Origin of the sequence: Streptomyces xanthophaeus (genome assembly GCF_000725805.1) — a bacterium.
In the GTDB taxonomy this organism is placed as follows: Bacteria; Actinomycetota; Actinomycetes; order Streptomycetales; family Streptomycetaceae; genus Streptomyces; species Streptomyces xanthophaeus.
The window spans coordinates 61674-81724 of the sequence record NZ_JOFT01000033.1; the positions used below are offsets into that span (position 1 = coordinate 61674).

The 20051-nt window shown below is 72.3% G+C and carries 17 protein-coding genes; 7 read left to right on the forward strand and 10 right to left on the reverse strand.

Annotation, left to right across the window (positions count from 1 at the left end; genetic code table 11):
* Window positions 1-245: 245 nt before the first annotated feature.
* Window positions 246-908, reverse strand: coding sequence for a pyridoxamine 5'-phosphate oxidase (gene pdxH, locus IO30_RS0121360; protein ID WP_031145145.1), 663 nt, complete (start codon window positions 906-908; stop codon window positions 246-248).
* 200 nt (window positions 909-1108) lie between these two features.
* On the opposite strand from pdxH, the gene IO30_RS0121365 reads away from it, so the two are divergent.
* Together IO30_RS0121365 and IO30_RS0121370 are read left to right on the forward strand one after the other, a co-directional pair.
* Window positions 1109-2215, forward strand: a complete 1107-nt coding sequence (locus IO30_RS0121365) for a citrate synthase 2 (protein WP_031145146.1) — start codon at window positions 1109-1111, stop codon at window positions 2213-2215.
* Between the two features lie 82 nt (window positions 2216-2297).
* Window positions 2298-2681 carry a DUF3592 domain-containing protein gene (locus IO30_RS0121370; protein ID WP_031145147.1) on the forward strand — a complete coding sequence of 128 codons (384 nt, stop codon included), beginning with the start codon at window positions 2298-2300 and terminating at the stop codon, window positions 2679-2681.
* Window positions 2682-2684: 3 nt separating this feature from the next.
* Here the strand turns inward: IO30_RS0121370 and IO30_RS0121375 are convergent, their stop codons facing one another.
* The 7 genes from IO30_RS0121375 to IO30_RS0121405 all read right to left on the reverse strand — a co-directional run bounded on the left by IO30_RS0121375 (window position 2685) and on the right by IO30_RS0121405 (window position 11599).
* Window positions 2685-3275 carry a TetR/AcrR family transcriptional regulator gene (locus IO30_RS0121375; RefSeq protein WP_031145148.1) on the reverse strand — a complete coding sequence of 197 codons (591 nt, stop codon included), beginning with the start codon at window positions 3273-3275 and terminating at the stop codon, window positions 2685-2687.
* Complete coding sequence (locus IO30_RS0121380) at window positions 3263-4009, reverse strand: enoyl-CoA hydratase family protein (RefSeq protein WP_031145149.1); 747 nt, start codon at window positions 4007-4009, stop codon at window positions 3263-3265. The genes IO30_RS0121375 and IO30_RS0121380 overlap by 13 nt, the downstream gene beginning before the upstream one ends.
* Before the next feature lie 274 nt (window positions 4010-4283).
* Window positions 4284-5459: an acyl-CoA dehydrogenase family protein gene (locus IO30_RS0121385; protein WP_031145150.1), complete on the reverse strand. Its 1176-nt coding sequence runs from the start codon at window positions 5457-5459 to the stop codon at window positions 4284-4286.
* Window positions 5456-7429 carry an acetyl/propionyl/methylcrotonyl-CoA carboxylase subunit alpha gene (locus IO30_RS0121390; RefSeq protein WP_051902483.1) on the reverse strand — a complete coding sequence of 658 codons (1974 nt, stop codon included), beginning with the start codon at window positions 7427-7429 and terminating at the stop codon, window positions 5456-5458. The genes IO30_RS0121385 and IO30_RS0121390 overlap by 4 nt, the downstream gene beginning before the upstream one ends.
* A gap of 8 nt (window positions 7430-7437) precedes the next feature.
* The gene (locus tag IO30_RS0121395) at window positions 7438-9036 is read right to left on the reverse strand and encodes an acyl-CoA carboxylase subunit beta (RefSeq protein ID WP_031145152.1); all 1599 of its coding nucleotides are present in this window, start codon (window positions 9034-9036) and stop codon (window positions 7438-7440) included.
* On the reverse strand, window positions 9033-10709 hold the full coding sequence (locus tag IO30_RS0121400) for an acyclic terpene utilization AtuA family protein (protein WP_237403506.1): 1677 nt from the start codon (window positions 10707-10709) through the stop codon (window positions 9033-9035). Before IO30_RS0121400 ends, IO30_RS0121395 begins: the two co-directional genes overlap by 4 nt.
* Window positions 10710-10777: 68 nt before the next feature.
* Complete coding sequence (locus IO30_RS0121405; protein ID WP_037894744.1) at window positions 10778-11599, reverse strand: TIGR03084 family metal-binding protein; 822 nt, start codon at window positions 11597-11599, stop codon at window positions 10778-10780.
* 317 nt (window positions 11600-11916) lie between these two features.
* On the opposite strand from IO30_RS0121405, the gene IO30_RS0121415 reads away from it, so the two are divergent.
* On the forward strand, window positions 11917-13539 hold the full coding sequence (locus tag IO30_RS0121415) for a CocE/NonD family hydrolase (protein WP_031145155.1): 1623 nt from the start codon (window positions 11917-11919) through the stop codon (window positions 13537-13539).
* Between the two features lies 1 nt (window position 13540).
* Here the strand turns inward: IO30_RS0121415 and IO30_RS0121420 are convergent, their stop codons facing one another.
* Both IO30_RS0121420 and IO30_RS0121425 read right to left on the reverse strand, forming a co-directional pair.
* Entirely contained in the window at window positions 13541-13927 is a 387-nt protein-coding gene (locus IO30_RS0121420; RefSeq protein ID WP_031145156.1) for a hypothetical protein, read from the reverse strand.
* Between the two features lie 113 nt (window positions 13928-14040).
* Window positions 14041-15648 carry a caspase family protein gene (locus tag IO30_RS0121425; RefSeq protein ID WP_031145157.1) on the reverse strand — a complete coding sequence of 536 codons (1608 nt, stop codon included), beginning with the start codon at window positions 15646-15648 and terminating at the stop codon, window positions 14041-14043.
* Between the two features lie 246 nt (window positions 15649-15894).
* Between IO30_RS0121425 and IO30_RS0121430 the strand changes: the two genes are divergently transcribed.
* From IO30_RS0121430 to IO30_RS0121445, 4 genes are all read left to right on the forward strand, one after another.
* A complete protein-coding gene (locus IO30_RS0121430) occupies window positions 15895-17019 on the forward strand; it encodes a transposase domain-containing protein (RefSeq protein ID WP_272933193.1) in 1125 nt (374 codons plus the stop codon).
* 271 nt (window positions 17020-17290) lie between these two features.
* Window positions 17291-18169, forward strand: coding sequence for a S8 family serine peptidase (locus tag IO30_RS0121435; protein ID WP_031145159.1), 879 nt, complete (start codon window positions 17291-17293; stop codon window positions 18167-18169).
* 62 nt (window positions 18170-18231) lie between these two features.
* A complete protein-coding gene (locus IO30_RS0121440; protein WP_234321951.1) occupies window positions 18232-18396 on the forward strand; it encodes a hypothetical protein in 165 nt (54 codons plus the stop codon).
* 44 nt (window positions 18397-18440) lie between these two features.
* Window positions 18441-19322: a cyanobactin maturation protease PatG family protein gene (locus tag IO30_RS0121445; protein WP_157853351.1), complete on the forward strand. Its 882-nt coding sequence runs from the start codon at window positions 18441-18443 to the stop codon at window positions 19320-19322.
* Window positions 19323-20051 lie beyond the last annotated feature (729 nt).

A 20051-nucleotide genomic window follows, 5' to 3' on the forward strand; every position in this document is an offset into this window, starting at 1 on the left:
GGGAGGTGGTTCCCGAAATGTACGGAAACCGGACGCGTGAGGTGACTGCGGGCTAAGCGCCCGTCGTCGCACGCACCCAGTGCGGTGCCCGGCGGGATCGCCAGGCGCCAATCCCAAGCAGTCACCCGACCCGCGGGCTCGCCGGTACGTCCGGCCGGCTTCTCTCACTGCAGGAGAGAAACCAGAGCCCGCGGGTCGTCTGCGTTTTCAGCGGCCTCCCCGCCGGCCCGGCCGCCCCCGCCCGGCTACGGGCAGAGGCGCTCGACGCGCCACTTCTCCCCGTCCAGGACGTAGCGCAGGCGGTCGTGCAGGCGGTTCTCGTGGCCCTGCCAGAACTCCACCGCGTCCGGAGTGATCCTCAGCCCGCCCCACTGCGGCGGCACGGGCACCTGCTCGCCCTCCGGGTAGCGGGCGGTGAGCTCCGCGTAGCGGCTGTCCAGCTCGGCGCGGGAACCGATCACGCTGGACTGCTCGCTCGCCCAGGCGCCCAGCTGGGAGCCGTGCGGGCGGGAGCGGAAGTACGCCGCCGTCTCGTCGCGGCCGATGCGGGCCGCCGTACCGGTGACGACGACCTGGCGGGCGATGGGGTGCCAGGGGAACAGCAGGGCGACGTGCGGGTTCGCGTCGACCTCGCGGCCCTTGCGGGAGTCGTAGTTCGTGAAGAAGACGAAGCCCCGCTCGTCGAACTGCTTCAGCAGCACGGTGCGGGAACTGGGACGGCCGTCGGGGGTCGCCGTCGAGACGACCATGGCGTTCGGTTCGAAGAGGTTCGCGTCGGCAGCCTGCTGGAACCACCGCGCGAACTGCCGCATCGGGTCCTCGGCGAGGCTCTCCTCGGCGACGATCTGCGAGCGGTATTGCTTGCGCATGACGGCGGGGTCAAGGTCATGGTCGGTCACACGTGCCATCCTGCCCCAGTACGACTTCCCGGGGTGTGCCGGACGTCACGCTTCCGCACACCATCGGGAGCGGACAAAATCTTGGGGCCGGTCCGGACGTCCCCATGCGGGTGACCTTCGGCCGTGCCGGGCATCAACGGGGATGACCGCGCCGGACCGCGAATCACGCCGGGAGCCGCGCGTGTTCGCACTATCTGAGGAGCCGCCTGATGTCCGACTTCGTACCCGGGCTCGAGGGTGTAGTCGCGTTCGAAACGGAGATCGCAGAGCCCGACAAGGAGGGCGGATCCCTCCGCTACCGGGGCGTCGACATCGAAGACCTCGTCGGTCACGTCTCCTTCGGGAACGTGTGGGGCCTGCTGGTCGACGGTGCCTTCAACCCCGGCCTGCCGGCCGCCGAGCCCTTCCCCATCCCGGTCCACTCCGGTGACATCCGGGTCGACGTGCAGTCCGCGCTCGCCATGCTCGCTCCCGTGTGGGGCCTGAAACCGCTCCTGGACATCGACGAGCGCACGGCCCGCGACGACCTGGCGCGGGCCGCGGTCATGGCCCTGTCGTACGTCGCCCAGTCCGCCCGCGGCCAGGGCCTGCCGATGGTGCCGCAGCGGGAGATCGACAAGGCCGAGTCCGTCGTCGAACGGTTCATGATCCGCTGGCGCGGCGAGCCCGACCCGAAGCACGTCAAGGCCGTCGACGCCTACTGGACCTCGGCCGCCGAGCACGGCATGAACGCCTCCACCTTCACCGCCCGCGTCATCGCCTCCACCGGCGCGGACGTTGCGGCCGCACTGTCCGGGGCGGTCGGCGCCATGTCCGGGCCGCTCCACGGCGGGGCCCCGTCCCGCGTCCTCGGCATGATCGAGGAGATCGAGCGCACCGGCGACGCCGTCGCCTACGTCAAGAAGGCCCTCGACAAGGGCGAGCGGCTGATGGGCTTCGGGCACCGCGTGTACCGCGCCGAGGACCCCCGCGCCCGCGTCCTGCGGCGCACCGCCAAGGAACTGGACGCCCCGCGCTACGAGGTCGCCGCGGCGCTGGAGAAGGCCGCGCTGGAGGAGCTGCACGCACGCCGCCCCGACCGGGTGCTGGCGACGAACGTGGAGTTCTGGGCCGCGATCATGCTGGACTTCGCGGAGGTCCCGGCGCACATGTTCACCTCGATGTTCAGCTGCGCCCGCACGGCCGGATGGTCCGCGCACATCCTGGAGCAGAAGCGCACGGGCCGCCTGGTGCGGCCGTCCGCCCGCTACACCGGGCCGGGCCGACGCAACCCGCAGGAGATCGAGGGCTACGCGGACATCGCCGAGACCGCCTGATCCGCCTCGGACCCCTCACCCGACGGGGGCGCCGCATCCGCAGGACCGGGATGCGGCGCCCCTGCCACGTCACGGAGCACCTGTGCGCACCCTCCCCTGCCTCGTCCTCGCCGCCGGCGCGCTGCTGCTCGCCCTGTTCCTGCTGCGGCGCCGGCTGGTCCTGCGCCGGCGCGGGGTCGCCGTCCAGGCCCGCTGCACCGCGTACCGGCCGCAGGAGGGCGGCGGAACCCGCGTCACCCTGCGCTACACGGTCCCGGACGGCCGCACCCTCACGCACCTGACGGACGGGGTCGACTGCCCTCCCGGAACCCGCGAGGGGGACCTGGTCGAGGTGCTGTACGACCCCCGCGACCCGTCCCGGGCCGCGACCGCGCTCCGCGCCCGCACGTCCCCCGGGCGCCACTACGACCTGCTCGGGCTCTTCGCCGTGTCCCTCGCGGCCGCGCTGGCGGCCGCCCTCGTCTGACGCTCAGCCGAGGGCCGCGTCCAGGATGCGGGACCACTGGGCGACGACACGGGCCCGGCGGGCCGTGTCGTCGGTGAGGACATTGGCCAGCCCCAGGCCGCGGGCCATGTCGAGCAGGCCCTGCATGGTCTCCCGTACGCCGGGGACGGACTCGTCCGCGCCCAGGAGTTCCACGGCGATGCGGTGGGTCTCGCGGCCGACCCGGGCCTCCAGCTCGGTGACCCGGGGGCGCAGCTGCTCCTCGTTGGAGGCGGCGACCCACAGCTGGAGCGCGGCCCGGAAGAGGGTGCCCGTGTACAGGTCCACGAGGGCTTCCACCACGGTGGGGCGGGCGGCCGGGGCGCTGTGGAAGAGCTCGCGCAGGGCCGTGGACCGTTCCTCGGCGACGTATTCGACGGCCGCCGTGAACAGGTCCTCGCGGGTCGGGAAGTGGTGCTGGGCCGCGCCCCGGGAGACTCCGGCGCGTTCGGCGACGACGGAGACGGTGGAGCCCGCCCAGCCGTGCTCGGCCAGGCAGGAGACGGCCGCCTCCAGGAGGTGGCGGCGGGTGACGCGGCTGCGCGCCTGCTTGGGGCCGCCGGTCACCGTGCCCATGACGGGTCCCGGCGCTCGAAGCGGGCGGTGATGCCCTCGCGGGCCTCGGCGGAGGCGAAGAGCTCGGCGGAGAGCCCCGTGAGGCGGGCGCCGTCGCGTTCCAGGGCCTCGCGCACGGCGGCGGAGGTGAGGGCCTTGGTGGCGGCCAGGCCCTGCGGGGAGGCCTTGCGCAGGCCGGTGAGGACGGGCTCCAGGGCCTGGTCCAGTTCGTCGGCGTGGGGGGCGCGCAGGGTGATCAGGCCGATCCGGGCGGCTTCGGCGGAGTCGAACTGCTCGGCGGTCAGGAAGTAGCGGGCGGCGGCGCGGGGGTCCAGGCGCGGGAGCAGCGGCATCGAGATGACGGCGGGCGCGAGGCCGAGGTGGGTCTCGGTGAAGGCGTACGTGGACTGCGGTCCGGCGGCGGCGATGTCGCACACCCCGAGCAGCCCGAGGCCGCCGGCCCGGACGTGTCCGGTGACGCGGGCGACGACGGGCTTGGGGAGCTCGGCGATCTCGCGGAGCAGGGCCAGGAAGTCGGCGGGGTCGCACGGGGTCTTGAGGTCGGCTCCGGCGCAGAAGGTGGTGCCGGTGTGGGTGAGGACGACGGCCCGGACGTCCGGGTCGGCGGCGGCTTCGGCGAGGGCGGTGCGCAGGGCGGCGACGAGGGCGGCGGAGAGCGCGTTGCGGTTGCCCGGGGAGTCCAGGGTGAGCGTGGCGATGCCGGTCGCCCGGGCGGCGTGCACGAGTGGGGCCATGTCTCCTCCGGAGCGGTGGTCGGTGGGGCGAGCCCCTGAAGGTCTGGGGGCCCTGGGGCCCTGGAGGCCCGGGGAGACCTGGAACCCTCGTAAGCCCCCTGAAGGCCATGGGCCGTTCCCGCTGCCGGGGCACGGGCCTTCCGGGAGGGTACGCGGGCGGTCCGGATACCGGGGAACCGGCCGGGGCGGCGCCCCGGCCCGGGACCCGGGCCCGGCACGGGGCCGTACCCCGGCGCGGGGGCCTGGCACGGTGCCGGGCCGTGGGGGCGGGGGGTCAGTAGGACTTGGGCAGGCCCAGGGTCTGGTGGGAGACGAAGTTGAGGATCATCTCCCGGCTGACCGGGGCGATGCGGGCCACGCGGGAGGCCGTGATGAGGGAGGCCAGGCCGTATTCGCGGGTGAGGCCGTTGCCGCCGAGGGTGTGGACGGACTGGTCGACGGCGCGCACGCAGGCCTCACCGGCCGCGTACTTGGCCATGTTCGCGGCCTCGCCCGCTCCCATGTCGTCGCCCGCGTCGTAGAGCGCGGCGGCCTTCTGCATCATCAGGCGGGCCAGTTCCAGCTCGATGTGGGCCTGGGCGAGGGGGTGGGCCACGGCCTGGTGGGCGCCGATCGGCTCCTTCCAGACCTGGCGGGTCTTGGCGTAGTCGACGGCCTGGGCGAGGGCGTAGCGGCCCATGCCGATCGCGAAGGCGGCGGTCATGATGCGTTCGGGGTTGAGTCCGGCGAAGAGCTGGAGGAGGCCCGCGTCCTCGTCGCCGACCAGGGCGTCGGCGGGCAGCCGTACCTCGTCCAGGACCAGTTCGAACTGCTTCTCCGCGGCCTGGAGTTCCATGTCGATGACCGAGCGGGTGAAGCCCGGCGCCTCGCGCGGGACGATGAACAGGCAGGGCTTGAGGCGGCCGCTCCCGGCGTCCTCGGTGCGGCCGACGATCAGGGTGGCGTCGGCGATGTCCACGCCGGAGATGAAGACCTTGCGGCCGGTGAGGACCCAATCGTCGCCGTCGCGGCGGGCGGTGGTGGTGATGCGGTGGGAGTTGGATCCGGCATCGGGTTCGGTGATGCCGAAGGCCATGGTGCGGGTGCCGTCGGCGAGGCCGGGGAGCCAGGCCTGCTTCTGGGCCTCGGTGCCGAAGCGGGAGATGACCGTGCCGCAGATGGCCGGTGAGACGACCATCATCAGCAGCGGGCAGCCCGCGGCCCCGAGTTCCTCCAGGACGATGGAGAGTTCGGCGATGCCGCCGCCTCCGCCGCCGTACTCCTCGGGCAGGTTGACGCCGAGGTAGCCGAGCTCGGCGGCGTCCGCCCACAGCTCGTCGGGGTGGCCGCCCTCGCGGGCGACGCGGGACAGGTAGGCGCGGCCGTACTTCTGCCCGAGGGCGGCGACGGCCTTGCGCAGGGCCTGGTGTTCCTGGGTTTCGGCCGTGGCGGCGGCGATGGCGGGGCTCATGCGTGCGGTTCCTCCTGGACTACGGCGAGCAGGGCGCCGAACTCGACCTGGCGGCCGGTGACGGCGTGGAGCGCGGTGAGCGTGCCGGAGGCGGGAGCGAGGATGCGGTGCTCCATCTTCATGGCCTCCAGCCAGAGCAGGGGCTGCCCGGCGGTGACGGGGCTGCCGGGGCCGAGGCCCTCGGCGACGCGGACGACGGTGCCGGGCATGGGGGCGAGCAGGGAGCCCGGTTCGGTGCGTTCCTGGGGGTCGGCGAACCGGGGGACGGGGACGAGGGTGTGGGCGCCGAGCACGGAGTCGACGTAGACCTCCGACCTGTTCGAATTTTGTTTCACGTGGAACAGGCGCCGGATGCCGTCGACTTCGAGGGTGACGAGGTCCGGGCGGGCGGCCAGGACCCGGACCCCGGGGTGGTCCACCGGGTGGTACTGGACCTCGTACGCGGTCCCGGCGCCCGCGGCCCCGGCTGCCGTGTAGCGGCGGGTCTGGGGCTGGGAGCGGATGTTGCGCCAGCCGCCGAGGCGGGCGGCGAGCGGGGCGCCGGGGGCGGGGGCGGCGTCGGCGAGGGCGGCGGCGAGGGCCGCCAGGCCGGCGTCCGGGGCGCCCTCGGTCAGGGAGGCGAGGTGGCGGTCGTAGAAGCCGGTGTCGGGCTGCCCGGCGGTGAACTCCGGGTGCCGCAGGGACCGTACGAGGAGCTCGCGGTTGGTGGTGAGCCCGTGGATCCGGGCTCGGGCCAGGGCGTGGGCGAGGATCCGGACGGCCTCGGCGCGGGTCGGGGCGTGGGCGACGACCTTGGCGAGCATCGGGTCGTAGTGGACGCCGACGCTGTCGCCGTCGGCGAAACCGGTGTCCACGCGGACCGCGCCGGGCACCTCCAGGGTGGTCAGTACCCCGGCCTGCGGGCGCCAGTCCTGGGCGGGGTCCTCGGCGTAGAGACGGGCCTCCACGGCGTGGCCGGCCGGTTCCGGGGGCGACAGCGGCAGGGCCGCGCCCTCGGCGATGCGCAGCTGGAGGGCGACGAGGTCGAGGCCGAAGACGGCCTCGGTGACGGGGTGCTCGACCTGGAGGCGGGTGTTCATCTCCAGGAAGCAGGGGCGGCCGTCGGCGGTGACGAGGAATTCGACGGTGCCCGCCCCCCGGTAGGAGACGGCGCGGGCGGCGGCGACGGCGGCCTGGTGCAGGGTGTCGCGCAGGCTCTCCGGCAGACCGGGGGCGGGGGCCTCCTCGATGACCTTCTGGTGGCGGCGCTGGAGGGAGCAGTCGCGGGTGCCCAGCGCCCAGACGGTGCCGTGGGCGTCGGCGAGGACCTGCACCTCGACGTGGCGGCCGCGTTCCACGTACGGCTCGGCGAAGACCTCTCCGTCGCCGAAGGCGGAGCGGGCTTCGGCGACGGCGCCTTCGAGGGCCTCCTTGAGGGTGTCGAGGTCGCGCACGACGCGCATGCCGCGCCCGCCGCCGCCTGCGGCGGCCTTCAGGAGGAGCGGCAGGTCGGCGGTGGTGGCGTCGGCCGGGTCGACGGGTTCCAGGAGGGGCACCCCGGCGGCGCGCACCAGTTCCTTGGCGCGGGTCTTGGAGGCCATCGCCTCGATGGCCTCGGGGGACGGCCCGATCCAGGTCAGGCCCGCGGCCTCGACCTCGCGGGCGAAGCCGGCGTTCTCGGAGAGGAAGCCGTAGCCGGGGTGGACGGCATCGGCTCCGGCGGCGAGGGCGGCCTTGATGATCAGGTCGCCGCGCAGGTAGGTGTCGGCGGGGGCCGCGCCGGGGAGGCGTACGGCCGCATCGGCGGTGCGGACGTGGAGGGCGTCGGCGTCCGGGTCGGAATGGACGGCGACGGTCTCCAGGCCCAGGGCGCGGGCGGTACGGAAGATCCGTACGGCGATCTCGCCCCGGTTGGCGACGAGCAGGGAGGTGATCGGCCGAGAGGGGATCAGCTGGGAGGTGATCGACTGGGAGGTGATCGGCTGGGTCATGTGCGGGCTCACATCCGGAAGACGCCGAAGCCGCCACGGGCGCCCTCGACGGGGGCGTTGTGGACGGCCGACAGGCACAGGCCGAGGACGGTGCGGGTGTCGCGGGGATCGATGACCCCGTCGTCGTACAGCCGCCCGGACAGGAACATCGGCAGGGACTCGGATTCGATCTGGGCCTCGACGAAGGCCCGCATCCCGGCGTCCTGTTCCTCGTCGTACGGGAGCCCCTTCGCGGCGGCGGACTGCCGGGACACGATGGAGAGCACCCCGGCGAGCTGCTGGGGTCCCATGACGGCGGATTTGGCGCTGGGCCACGCGAAGAGGAAGCGCGGCTCGTAGGCCCGGCCGCACATGCCGTAGTGCCCGGCGCCGTAGGAGGCCCCGATGAGCACCGACAGGTGGGGGACGCGGGAGTTGGAGACCGCGTTGATCATCATCGAGCCGTGCTTGATGATGCCGCCCTGCTCGTACTCCTTGCCCACCATGTAGCCGGTGGTGTTGTGGAGGAAGAGCAGCGGGATGTCGCGCTGGTTGGCGAGCTGGATGAACTGGGCGGCCTTCTGCGACTCGGCGCTGAACAGCACGCCCTGGGCGTTGGCGAGGATGCCGACCGGATAGCCGTGGAGGGTGGCCCAGCCGGTGACCAGGCTGGGCCCGTAGAGCGGCTTGAACTCGTCGAAGTCGGAGGCGTCGACGAGGCGGGCGATGACCTCGCGGGGGTCGAACGGGGTCTTCAGGTCGGGCGGGACGATCCCGAGCAGCTCCTCGGGATCGTAGAGGGGCTCGGCGGCCGCCGGCGGGTCCTGGTGCGGCTTGCGGTGGGCCAGTCGGGCGACGACGCGGCGGGCCTGGCGGATCGCGTCGTGCTCGTCGAGGGCGTAGTAGTCGGCGAGCCCGGAGACCCGGGCGTGCATCTCGGCCCCGCCGAGGGACTCGTCGTCGCTCTCCTCCCCCGTGGCCATCTTGACCAGGGGCGGACCGCCGAGGAACACCTTCGACCGGTCCTTGATCATGATGGTGTGGTCGGACATCCCGGGGATGTACGCGCCCCCGGCGGTGGAGTTGCCGAAGACCACGGCGACGGTCGGGATGCCGTCGGCCGACAGCCGGGTCAGGTCCCGGAAGATCGCGCCGCCGGGGATGAAGATCTCCTTCTGGGACGGCAGGTCGGCGCCGCCGGACTCGACGAGGCTGATGCAGGGCAGCCGGTTCTGCCGGGCGATCTCGTTGGCCCGCAGGGCCTTCTTCAGGGTCCAGGGATTGCTGGCCCCGCCGCGCACGGTGGGGTCGTTGGCGGTGACCAGGCATTCGACGCCCTCGACGGTGCCGATGCCGGTGACCATCGAGCCGCCGACGGGGTAGTCGCTGCCCCAGGCGGCGAGCGGTGACAGCTCCAGGAACGGGGTGTCCGGGTCGAGGAGCAGCTCGATGCGTTCGCGGGCCAGCAGTTTGCCGCGCCCGCGGTGCCGGGCGGTGTACTTCTCCCCGCCGCCGTCCAGGGCCTTGGCGTGCTCGGCGTCCAGTGCGGCGATGCGTTCCAGGGCGGCGGTACGGGCCTTCGCGTGCTCGGGGGTGCGGGGGTCGACGGTGGTGCCGAGGCGGGTCATGGGCCGCTCACTTCCGGTGCGGGCAGCAGGTGGGCCGGGATGTCGAGGTGGCGGGCGCGCAGCCATTCGCCGAGGGCCTTGGCCTGGGGGTCGAAGCGGTGGCCGGAGGCGACGCCGTCGCCGAGGATCCCGGTGACGGTGAAGTTCAGGGCGCGCAGCTGCGGGAGCACGTGCCGGGTGACGGGGAGACCTGCGGTCTCGGGGAGCAGGGCCTGGAAGGCCTCGACCGTGAGGGTCCGGTGCAGCCAGGCCCAGGCGGCTTCGGAGGTGACCCACACACCGACGTTGGCGTCGCCGCCCTTGTCGCCGCTGCGGGCCCCGGCCACCGCGCCGAGCGGTGCTCGGCGGGTGGCTTCCGGAGCTCCGCCCCACGCGCCTTCGGGGGCTCCCAGCGGGTCCGCGGGCAGGTCCGCGGGCGGCGGGTCCGCGGGCGGCGGGTCTGCGGGCGGCGGGTCTGCCGGCGGCGGGTCTGCCGGCCGGAGCTTCGTCCCGTCCGGGAGGACCGCCGTGTGGGGCGCCGACTCGCGCGGGACCAGGGCCGAGGTGAACACCCCGTACGGCTGGGCCGGTCCCGGCGGGGCCGTCACGTGGAAGCCCGGGTAGCTGCCCAGGGCCAGCTCCACGGCCGCCGAGGTCAGGGCCCGCCCCACCCGGTCCGGCGACGGGTCGCGGACCACCAGGCGCAGCAGGGCGCTCGCGGTCTCCTCCGTCGCGGCGTCCTCGTGGTCCGTACGGGCCAGGGTCCAGGTCGCGTCGTCGACGCCCTCCAGGGCTTCGGCCAGCTGCGCGCGGACCAGGGCCGCCTTCGCGTCGACGTCCAGGCCGGTCAGCACGAACACCACCTCGTTGCGCCAGCCGCCCAGGCGGGTGATGCCCGCCTTCAGCAGGGCGGGCGGCGGCTCGCCGAGGACGCCCGAGACCCGGACCCGGTCAGGTCCGTCCTGCTCCAGCCGGACGGTGTCCAGACGGGCGGTCACGTCCGGGCCGAGATAGCGCACGCCCTGGGTCTCGTAGAGGAGTTGGGCGGTGACCGTGCCGGTGGTGACCGCCCCGCCCGTGCCCGGATGCTTGGTGATCACCGACGAGCCGTCCTCGAAGACCTCCGCGAGGGGGAAACCCGGGCGGCGGACGTCGTGAGCGGTGAAGAAGCAGTAGTTGCCGCCGGTGGCCTGGGTGCCGCATTCCAGGACGTGGCCCGCCACCACCGCCCCCGCCAGCCGGTCGTGGTCCTGCGGCGCCCAGTCGAACCACCAGGCCGCCGGTCCGCTGACCAGCGCCGCGTCCGTGACGCGGCCGGTCACGACCACGTCCGCGCCCGCCCGCAGGCAGGCCGTGATCCCGGCGCCGCCGAGGTAGGCGTTGGCCGTCAGCACGCCGTCCCCGTACGGCATCAGGTCGTCGCCCTCGACGTGGGCGACGGTGACGGGCACGCCCACCTCGGCCGCCAGCGCGCGGACGGCGTCGGCGAGCCCGGCCGGGTTGAGGCCGCCCGCGTTCGTGACGATCCGTACGCCCCGTTCGTGCGCGAGGCCCAGCCCCTCCTCCAACTGCCGCAGGAAGGTCTTGGCGTAGCCGAGGCCCGGGTTCTTCAGACGGTCGCGGCCGAGGATCAGCATGGTCAGCTCGGCCAGGTAGTCCCCGGTCAGCACGTCCAGCGGGCCGCCGGTGAGCATCTCGCGCAGCGCGGAGGAGCGGTCCCCGTAGAAGCCCGACGCGTTCCCGATGCGCAGGGGCCTGCGTGTCACCGGGCGTCCTGCGGGGCGCGCCCGGGGCCGGCGGGGCCGGCGAAGGCCTGGGCGATGTCCAGCCAGCGGTCGGCGTCCGGGCCCTCGGCGGTCAGCGCCAGATCGGCCCGGTGGGCCCGCTGGGTCACCAGGAGGCAGAAGTCGAGCGCGGGGCCGGTGATCCGCTGCGGGGCGTCCGGCGGGCCGTACGCCCACACACCGGCGCCGTCCGGGGCGCTCAGCTCGACCCGGAACTCCCCGTCGGGCGCGGGCAGTCCGCGTACGGCGTAGGCGTAGTCGCGGGCCCGCACTCCGATCCGGGCCACATGGCGCAGCCGGGCGGTGGGGGCGCGGTGCACGCCGAGCGCGTCGGCGACGTCCTGGCCGTGCGCCCAGGTCTCCATCAGACGGGCGCTGGCCATCGAGGCGGCCTTCATCGGGGGCCCGTACCAGGGGAACCGGGTGTCGGGCGAGGCCTCGGCGAGCGCCTCGCCGAGGGCGGTGCGCCCGGCCCGCCAGCGGGCCAGCAGCAGCTCGGGCGGCAGCGCGGCGCCCTCCTCGGCGCCTTCGTCCACGAAGGAGTCGGGCGCCTTCAGGGCCTCCTCGACCATGTGGCCGAAGCCGGTGGAGTCGGTCAGGGAGAGCAGCGCCGCCCGGTCGGTCCAGTGCAGGTGGGCGATCTGGTGGGCGATGCTCCAGCCCGGCGCGGGGGTGGCCCGGGCCCAGTCGGCGGCGGTCATCCCGGCGACGAGGAGGTCGAGCTCGCGCCCCTCCTCACGCAGGTCGACGAAGACTGCGGCGGCATCGGCGTCGGAACGGACGGCGGACGGATCGGGCACGGTGCGCTCCCCTCTCGGCGTGAGGGGAACAGTGGCAGCCTCCACCAAAACAATCAAGCATGCTTGCATGATTTGGCCGCAACCCGGCGCGTTCCCGCCACCGGCGCCAACCCCCCACCCCCTGAAGCGACTTGCGACGACGCGCGAGGACCGCAGGCCCCGCGCCCCGTCGGCCGCCCGGTACGGAGGGGGCGATTCAGGCCGTAAGCGGGAAACGCGCGATACGTCACCGGATGTCCCGTCGATACTGGACGTTCCGCTCCGGGCCCGGGCGAGCACACCACGTTCATGTCACTCGACGCAGAGGATGAACCGACGTGACCGCAGCCGGACGAACCCCCTTCTCCCTCTATCCCGAACTCGACGCGACCGCCCTCGGCGCCTTCGTCGGCGCCCTGGAGTCCGGTGACCTCACCGGACTCGCGCCCGCCCGCGCCGCCGAGGTCGCCGAGGCCCGCTCCCTCGCCGTCTTCACCCGCGGCAAGGTGACCGGCGCCGACGGAGACCTCCTGGACGCCGCGATGTGGCGGCACACGGGGGTCCAGCCGCGGCCGGTGATCGTGATGCCGTCGCCCTGGACCGACCTGGGCTGGCTCGCGTACGCCGTCCAGGCCACCCTGTTCGCCTCCCGCGGCTACAACGTCCTCGCCTACACCACCCGGGGCTTCGCCGCCTCCGAGGGCCAGGTCGACGTGGCGGGCCCGCTCGACGTCGCCGACGGCAGCCGGGCCCTGGACCACCTCATCGAGCGCAGCACCGGACCGGTGACGAAGATCGGCTTCCTCGGGGACTCGTACGGCTCCGGCATCAGCCAGCTCGTCGCCGCGCACGACACCCGCGTCGACGCCGTGGTCGCGCTCAGCAGCTGGGGCGACCTCGGGGAGGCCTTCTACGAGAACTCCACCCGCCACGTCGCCGCCGTTCGGGCCCTGCTCGACGCAGCCGGGAGGGCCCGGCTGAGCCCGCAGACGCGCAGCGTCTTCGACAACGTCCTCGCCGACCGCGACATCCGCGGCACCCTGAGCTGGGCGGAGCCGCGCTCCCCCTTCAGCCACATCAAGGAGCTCAACCGCCGCCAGGTCCCCGTCTTCTTCTCGCACGCCTGGCACGAGACGCTCTTCCCGTCGAACCAGACCCTGAAGATGTTCAACGAACTGACCGGCCCCAAGCGCCTCGCCCTCTCCATCGGCGACCACTCGGGCCCCGAGGCCCCGGGCATGTTCGGTCTGCCGAACCGGATCTGGACGGACGCCCACCGCTGGTTCGACCGCCACCTCAAGGGGATCGACAACGGCATCGACGCCGAAGGCCAGGTGCTCAACGAGGTGATGTGGAGCAAGACCCTGGAACCCCGCCCCACCTGGCACTCCGTCACCGAGGAGGTGCACCGGCTGCACCTGGCGGGCGGCGGTGAGCTCACCGAGGAGCCGGAGGCCGGGTGGACGGCGGGCGTGCTGTGCGGGGTGGACACCCCGGCCACCGTCGCCGACTCCGTCGTCACCTCCGGGTACCCGGAGATCGCCGGCAATCCGAAGGTCTACCCGACGGCCGACATCGACCGCACCGTCGCCGCCGTGTGGGCCGCGGCCCCCGGCCGCGAGACCACCCGGCTGCGGGGTACGCCCCGCCTGCGCGTCACATACCGGGCGGCGAACCCCGGCTCCACCTTCGTCGCGTACCTCCTGGACGTGGCGCCCGACGACTCCGCCCACATCGTCACGCACGCCCCGTTCACCGATCTCGACTCCCCGCCGGACAGCCTGATCAGCGCGGACATCGACCTCCAGGCCACGGCGTACGACGTCCCGCGCGGCCACCGCCTGATGCTGGTGATCGACGCCCGCGACCCCTTCTACGGCGACGCCAACCTCCCGCGGGCGACCCTGTCGTTCACCTCGCCGGAGACGACGCCTTCGTACCTGGACCTGCCGCTCGGATAGCTCAGGGGCAGGAGGTACGCCCGCCCGGCCGGTCCGGCCCGGCGGCAATGAACCGGAAGGGCGGCTCGAACGGGCCCATGACCAGCAGCTGTTCCGTTCCGTCGCGGCTGTCGACCAGCTTCTGGTACGAGGCGGCGGTGCTCTTCACATGGGGCGGCGGAACCGTCTCGCGGGCGACGCCCACCAGCGTCACCCGGCCGGCGCTCTCGTCCTGAACGCGGCGCCGGAACTCCTCCAGCCAGCCCTGATCGGGCCCGTTCCGGCCGAAGGCCTTGAGCATGGCGACGGTGGTCTGTTCCCGGGGCAGGTGCGACAGGTCGGGCTGGAGCATGCGTGCGAGATCCGCGGCCGCCTTCCGGTAGACCGCGTCGTCCTCGGCTCTGGACATCGGCTCTCCTCCGGCGGCGTGGCCGCCGTGGCGGCCACGCGATTCGAGGGGGGGCTCACTGTGGTGGCTGCGCCGGCATGCGGCGCAGCCACCACGCGGGCCTCCGGGTCAGGTCAGGAGAGGGCCCGGATGAGGGGCGGCAGGCAGTCGGCGGCCACGTTGAGGGCGGCGGAGAGCCAGTCCTTGCGTTCGGCTTCGGACAGGCCCGCCGGCAGCGGCAGGTCGATCTGCCCGTTGCTGCCGACCTGGTGGCCGTTCTCGTAGCCGTTCTTGTAGTCCTTGCTGAACGCCTGGATGGCCAGCGGCAGGCCGACGGACACCAGCGTCTCGACGAGGCCGAAGAACTTCTCGTTGCCGCGGAACTCGGCCGGGATCTTCTGCGCGATCTGCGCGTGGACGTCGCCCTTCGCGGCGCCGGTGGGAGCGGCGCTCTTGGTGAGCTCGTTGATCACCGCCGGGACGATGATGCGGCCCGCGTCGAAGATCGCGCCCCAGAACTTCGGGTCGGCGAGGTTGTCCGGGTTGTCCAGTGGCTGACGGACGGCCTTCCCGGCAGCCGACGGCGCCGCCGCGGCGAGGGCCGGGGCGAACAGGGCACTGGCCCGCTGGACGTCGGCGTACCAGCCGTCGTCGGAGATGAAGCCCTTGCCGGCGGTCTTGGTGCTGGCCTTCTTCAGTTCGCCGAGGAAGGTGTCGACAGCCTTGTCGACGTTCAGGGTGGTGGTCATCGCGGGTGTTCCTTTCGTCGCGCTTCCTCCGGATCCGAAGGAAGGGAGGTCCTTTGCTGCTGCGCCCGTCTCGAAGGACGCGGACTTGAGGAGGTCTTCGACCCTCCTGATCAGCTCCTTGCTCACCTCGGCCATCGAGATGAGCGTCCGGGCGAGCTGCTCCTCCCGGCCGTACGGGGCGAACACGCACGGGGTCTGGCTCATGTTGAGCGACGCCAGCCGGTCCGCGGCCCGGGACACCAGGTCGGCAACCGGGATGTCCCCGTCCATCTCGCGCAGGAGGGCGAAGGTGAACGCCGAGAGCCAGTCGGTCACCGCGCTTCCCGCGGCGGCGGTCTGGTCCGCGCGGGAGGCCGTGATCAGAATGCCGTTCAGTTCACCGGTACCGGGCACGACCCCCTTCGGCACGAACGCCTTGCCGGGCGAGTTCGCGAAATTGAAGAGCAGGGAGGACTCGTCGCGCAGCGCGGGCCGGCCGAACGGCTTGACCGCACGACAGGCCGTCAGCGAGTTCGCCTTCGAGAGGGCCTTTTCCGGCGGCGCCGTGAAGACCTTGGTCCGGACGAGACGAGTCGCCTCGTCGACGAAGAAGGTCTTCTCCATGCCCCCGGAGTGGCAGGCGTCGAGGATCACGGTGAGCACTCCGGACGGCAGCCCCGCGGTGCGCTGGACGAGCTCCGTGTCCTCCAGGAACTCGTCGTAGCAGCAGAGGACTTCCGTCATCACGTCACCCTTGAGATAGCGGTATCCGTGGGACGACTGGAAGAAGACCCGGCGATCGCCCGACTGCGCCCCTTGGCAGAGCCAGTCCAGCCCTTCCCTGGTCCGGTCCAAGGTGGCGTCGGCGTCGTGCAGGACGCGGATCTCCGAAGCGGCGAAGCCGAGCTCGCCCAGCAGGCCCTTGAAAGCCTCTGTGTCGGCGATACAGCTGTTCAGACGGTTTGCCGGATCTGGGTATTCGTCGATCCCGACGAGCAGTGCGCGATCTGTCATCTCTGCCCCTTTCTTCGTCGTGCGGATTGTTTGTCACGGCCCCGAAGGAAGAATCGTTTGCTCGTCCCGAGAGATGCGGAATCGATTCTCCCGTGCAACCGGACAGCAACTCCTCGCGTCGGTCGAGACAAAGGCTCTCGTTGAGCACAACTTCATGCTTCGCCGTATCCGATTGCCGGGCAACATGGAACGATTGCCTACCGCTGACTTAAGAAATCCGTCGAGGAGACCGAGGGAGGCGACCAGGTGCCACGGGCAGGGCAGTCCCGAAAGGCAGCGGACGACACACTCACCGATCGCATTTCTGTAGGGCTGATCATCCGCACGTTTCCCCCGGAAATGGTGGACGCGGCGGTCGCCTCCTGTGACCGGACGGAACACCGCCGAAGACTGCTGCCGTCGCGGACCACCGTCTACTTCATCCTGGCGATATGCCTCTTCACGCAGGAGGGGTACTCACGCGTCGCCGAACTCCTCACCGACGGACTGATCTGGGCCGGCGCGGACCCCGCGGCGCGCCGGCTGCCCACCACCGCCGCCCTCTCCCGCGCGCGAGCCCGTCTGGGACCGGAGCCGCTGGCCACGCTGTTCACCGAGGCGACCCGCGCGTCCCGCGCCTCTGCGGCCTCGGCATCCGGCGACCGGTACCGGCACTGGCGCGTGGTGACGGCCGACGCCGCCGCGATCCCGGTCCCGGACAGCAGGGAGAACCGCTCCTGCTACGGAGGGGAGCCCGCCGCCGTACCCGCCCAGGGCCGCCGGCCCCCGCACTCCCGCCGGGCGGACCTTCCCCGCGTACACGTCCTCGCCCTGGGCGGGGACACCAGCCACACCATCCGCCACGCAGTGCTGGCACGACCGCCCGACCACTCCCCCGGGACGCTCGCCCGGGAACTGTGCGGCGCCATGGGAACCGGTGACCTCCTGCTCGCCGACGACGGATTCGACGATCCGGCCGCCCTGGCCGGCGCATGGGCCACGGGAGCCGACCTGGTCTGGCCGACACGCCTGCGCACCTCCCTGCAGACCGACGCCCCGCTCCCCGACGGCTCCCGCCTCTGCGAACTGGCCAGCTTCCCGGGCACCGTCCGCGTGATCGGCGCGGCTCCGGCCCTGAGCGTCCCTCTTGCGACCACCGTCCTCGACCACGAGAAGGCTCCCGCCTCGGAGCTGATCGCGCTCCACCGCCACAGGTGGCGCCTGCACGCCTCTCTCGCGTCCCTCGGCACCCTGTCCCCCGACCGTCCGCAGGTCCTGCGCTCGCGCTGGCCCGACGGCGTCGAACAGGAGGTGTGGGGGCACCTCCTGATCCACCACACCATCCGCACCCTGAAGCAGCCGACGGAGCGGACGGAGCCGACGGAGCCATGACCGCCCGTTAAGTCAGCGGTACACCATGCCCCTTCCGACGCCGGGAGCCATCACCGCACCACCGGAGCGCCGTTCCGGACCAGTTCGGCGGCCCGTCCACGTGACGGCCGCACGGCGCGGCCGCCACGAGGGCACCTGACCCCGTCAACTCCGCTGCGTACGCGCACTGGAGAGACAAAAGGGGCATAGCGTGGCATGGTGATGAGTGAACGTGAGGTAGCACCTCAGCTGGAGCACCTCAGCTGGAGCACCTCGGTTGGGAGGTCTCCCGATGGTCCCCTTGGATCTGGTCGGACTCACCCCGCTGATGGGACTCACGAGCGGCGAGCGCGAGATCGTGATCGGGCTGCTCGACGGACCCGTCGCCACGGATCACCCCGCACTGACCAGCGAGAGCATCCGGCAGCTTCCCGGTGGCGGCCCGTGCTCCCTGCTGGAAAGTCCGGCATGCCGGCACGGCACCTTCATCGCCGGCGTCCTCGTGGCCCGCCGCGGCGGAGCAGCTCCGGCCATCTGCCCCGGCTGCACCGTGATCGCGCGTCCCGTTTTCGCGGAGACGACATCCGACGGACAGCCGCTTCCGAGCGTGACGGCTCCACGGCTGGCCGCGGCGATCTGCGAATGCGTCGACGCAGGAGCGCGGGTGCTGAACCTGAGTGCGGGGATGTCCCGGCCCTCCACCAGGCAAGAGCGGGAACTGCACATGGCCCTGGACCACGCGGCCGGGCACGGCGCACTCGTGGTCGTGGCCGCAGGCAACCAGGGGACACTGGGCAGCAGTGCGCTCACGCGCCATCCCTGGGTGATCCCCGTCGTGGGATACGGCACGGACGCGCAGCCCATGGCGCGGTCGAACCTCGGGAGCTCCATGGGCCGGCGCGGGCTGGGCGCGCCGGGTGAGAACGTGACCAGCCTCGGCCCGGACGGCGGGCTGCAGACCCAGGACGGCACCAGCGTCGCGGCCGCGTTCGTGACCGGGGCGATCGCCTTGCTGTGGTCACGGTTCCCGAAGGCGGGCGTCCTGGAGCTCAAAACGGCCCTGACGGGCGGTCACGGACCCCGGCGCACCAGCGTCGTCCCGCCCCTGCTCGACGCCTGGGGGGCTCACCAGACGTTGTCAGCCACGCAGTCAGCGAGGTCCACGCAATGAGCGAACACGTGGGAACGCACGGGGGAACGCCTTCCGAAACGGGAGGCAGGAAGCCGCACAAGGTGCGCCTTCCCGGATTCATCAACGACGAGGAGGTCGGCCTCGGGGACGTCATCCGGAGGGCGACGTCCACCGTGGGGATCAAGCCGTGCGGTGGTTGCGCCGAGCGCGCGAGGCGGCTCAACGACTGGATGGTCTTCTCCCCGCAGGGCTCACCCGATTCATGAAGTACCGGTAAGTAACGGTACGCAACGGTACGAGGAGGTTCGTCATGGCGCCGTCACCCGAGCACGTGAGCACCCCTGACCAGCCCACACCGGCTCCCGCGGATCCGCCCGCGCATCGATGTCCCTCGGCCGGAACAGCCGCCGCGCCGCCGGCACCGCCCTCGTTCGTCTACGCGGTCGGCCAGGTGGAACCACGGTTTCCGGGCCTGTCGGCGGAGCGGGAATTCGCGCAGGCCATGGGCCGCATCGAGACCGCGGGCCAAACCGACCGGCAGGCGCTCAAGTCGGTCCTGGAGGAACGGTCCGGCAGGTACCTCGCCCGACAGATCTGCTGGGTGTTCACGATCGAAGGACTGGAGACCTACCTCCTGGCTCCTCGTGATCCCGCGGATTTCGATCTCCTGATCGAGGCCGTGCGGCCCGATCCCGGCACACATGACGTGGACGTGGTCGTGGGCGTGCGCGGCCCCAACGCCCCGCCGGAGAAGTGCAACGGGCTGATGGTTCCCATCGTGGCCTTCGACCAGCTGTACTCGTTCGACCGCGACGCCCTCATCCGCGAGATACCACGACCGCAGGACCAACCCGAGGAGAAGTTCCAGGCCACCGCTGCCGAACTCTTCGACAGGATCGGCCAGGTGGCCGACAACGCGGGGGCGACCGACGAACACCGGGCCCTCAACTACCTGGCGGTTCGCTATCACGCGATCTACACCAGGGCCGCCGAATCGCACGCCGCGGAATCATCTCTCAGCGGGGTGGAGGTCCGGCCCTCGCGACTCGGGGGCGCACGGAACATCGTGGACGTCATCTTCTCGTACACGCATCGGCGCGCCGACACGACCGAGAAGTACTTCGTCCGCGTGGACGTGACCGAGGAATTCCCCTTCCTCGTCACCAAACTCTCGCCGTTCTACGAGCGATGACGCAGGCCGATCCCCGATCCTCACCTGCGGTGAAGGAGGCAAAGATGACGAATCCCGGATTCTCTGCAGAAGCAACACTCGAACGGAGATCGCCACTTCTCCGTAACCCTCGGATCGAGGTCCGGTGGGCCGAAGGAGAAGGCGGCATCGTTCCGCAGTCGTACCCGTCGCAATGCGCGGGCGCGAGCGGGTACAGCAAGGCCGAGTGCTACGGCGTGGTGGAAGTCTGCGAGGACTGCTGCCAGCGCTACGACTTCGGGTCCGGGTACCACGAAGTCTGCGGCACCCCGTACGTCTGCGGGGCATGCGTCGGCCTGCCCTTCTAGCGCCACTTCGAGCGCCACTGCGGGCTGCGCCCGGACGGGCGCCTGCCCCGCCGATCCCCGAGGGTCGGCGGGGCGGGGGCTTCGGGGGCCTGTTACCCCTTGGCCTGATCAGAGAAGTCTTGGGGGATTCCCGTCAGTCCCACGGTCCTTCCGTGCCGGGCCGGGCCCTCAAGGGCGCTCCTGACCGCCCGTCCCGACACGGAAAGACAAGGACTGTCGGGAAGCCCCCAAAGGAACGGTTTCCTGGGCAGCCATCTATAGACGGGGCATCAGGGTCCCGGCGGGCAAGGCTTGCGGTGAGCCCAGTCGCAGCCCGGGCCGGTCCCAGTCCCCCCGGCGGGGCCGGTGGGCGCGTCTAATCGCTACGCGCTCCTCATTGCTCAGCGTCTGCGGCCCGTCTGGG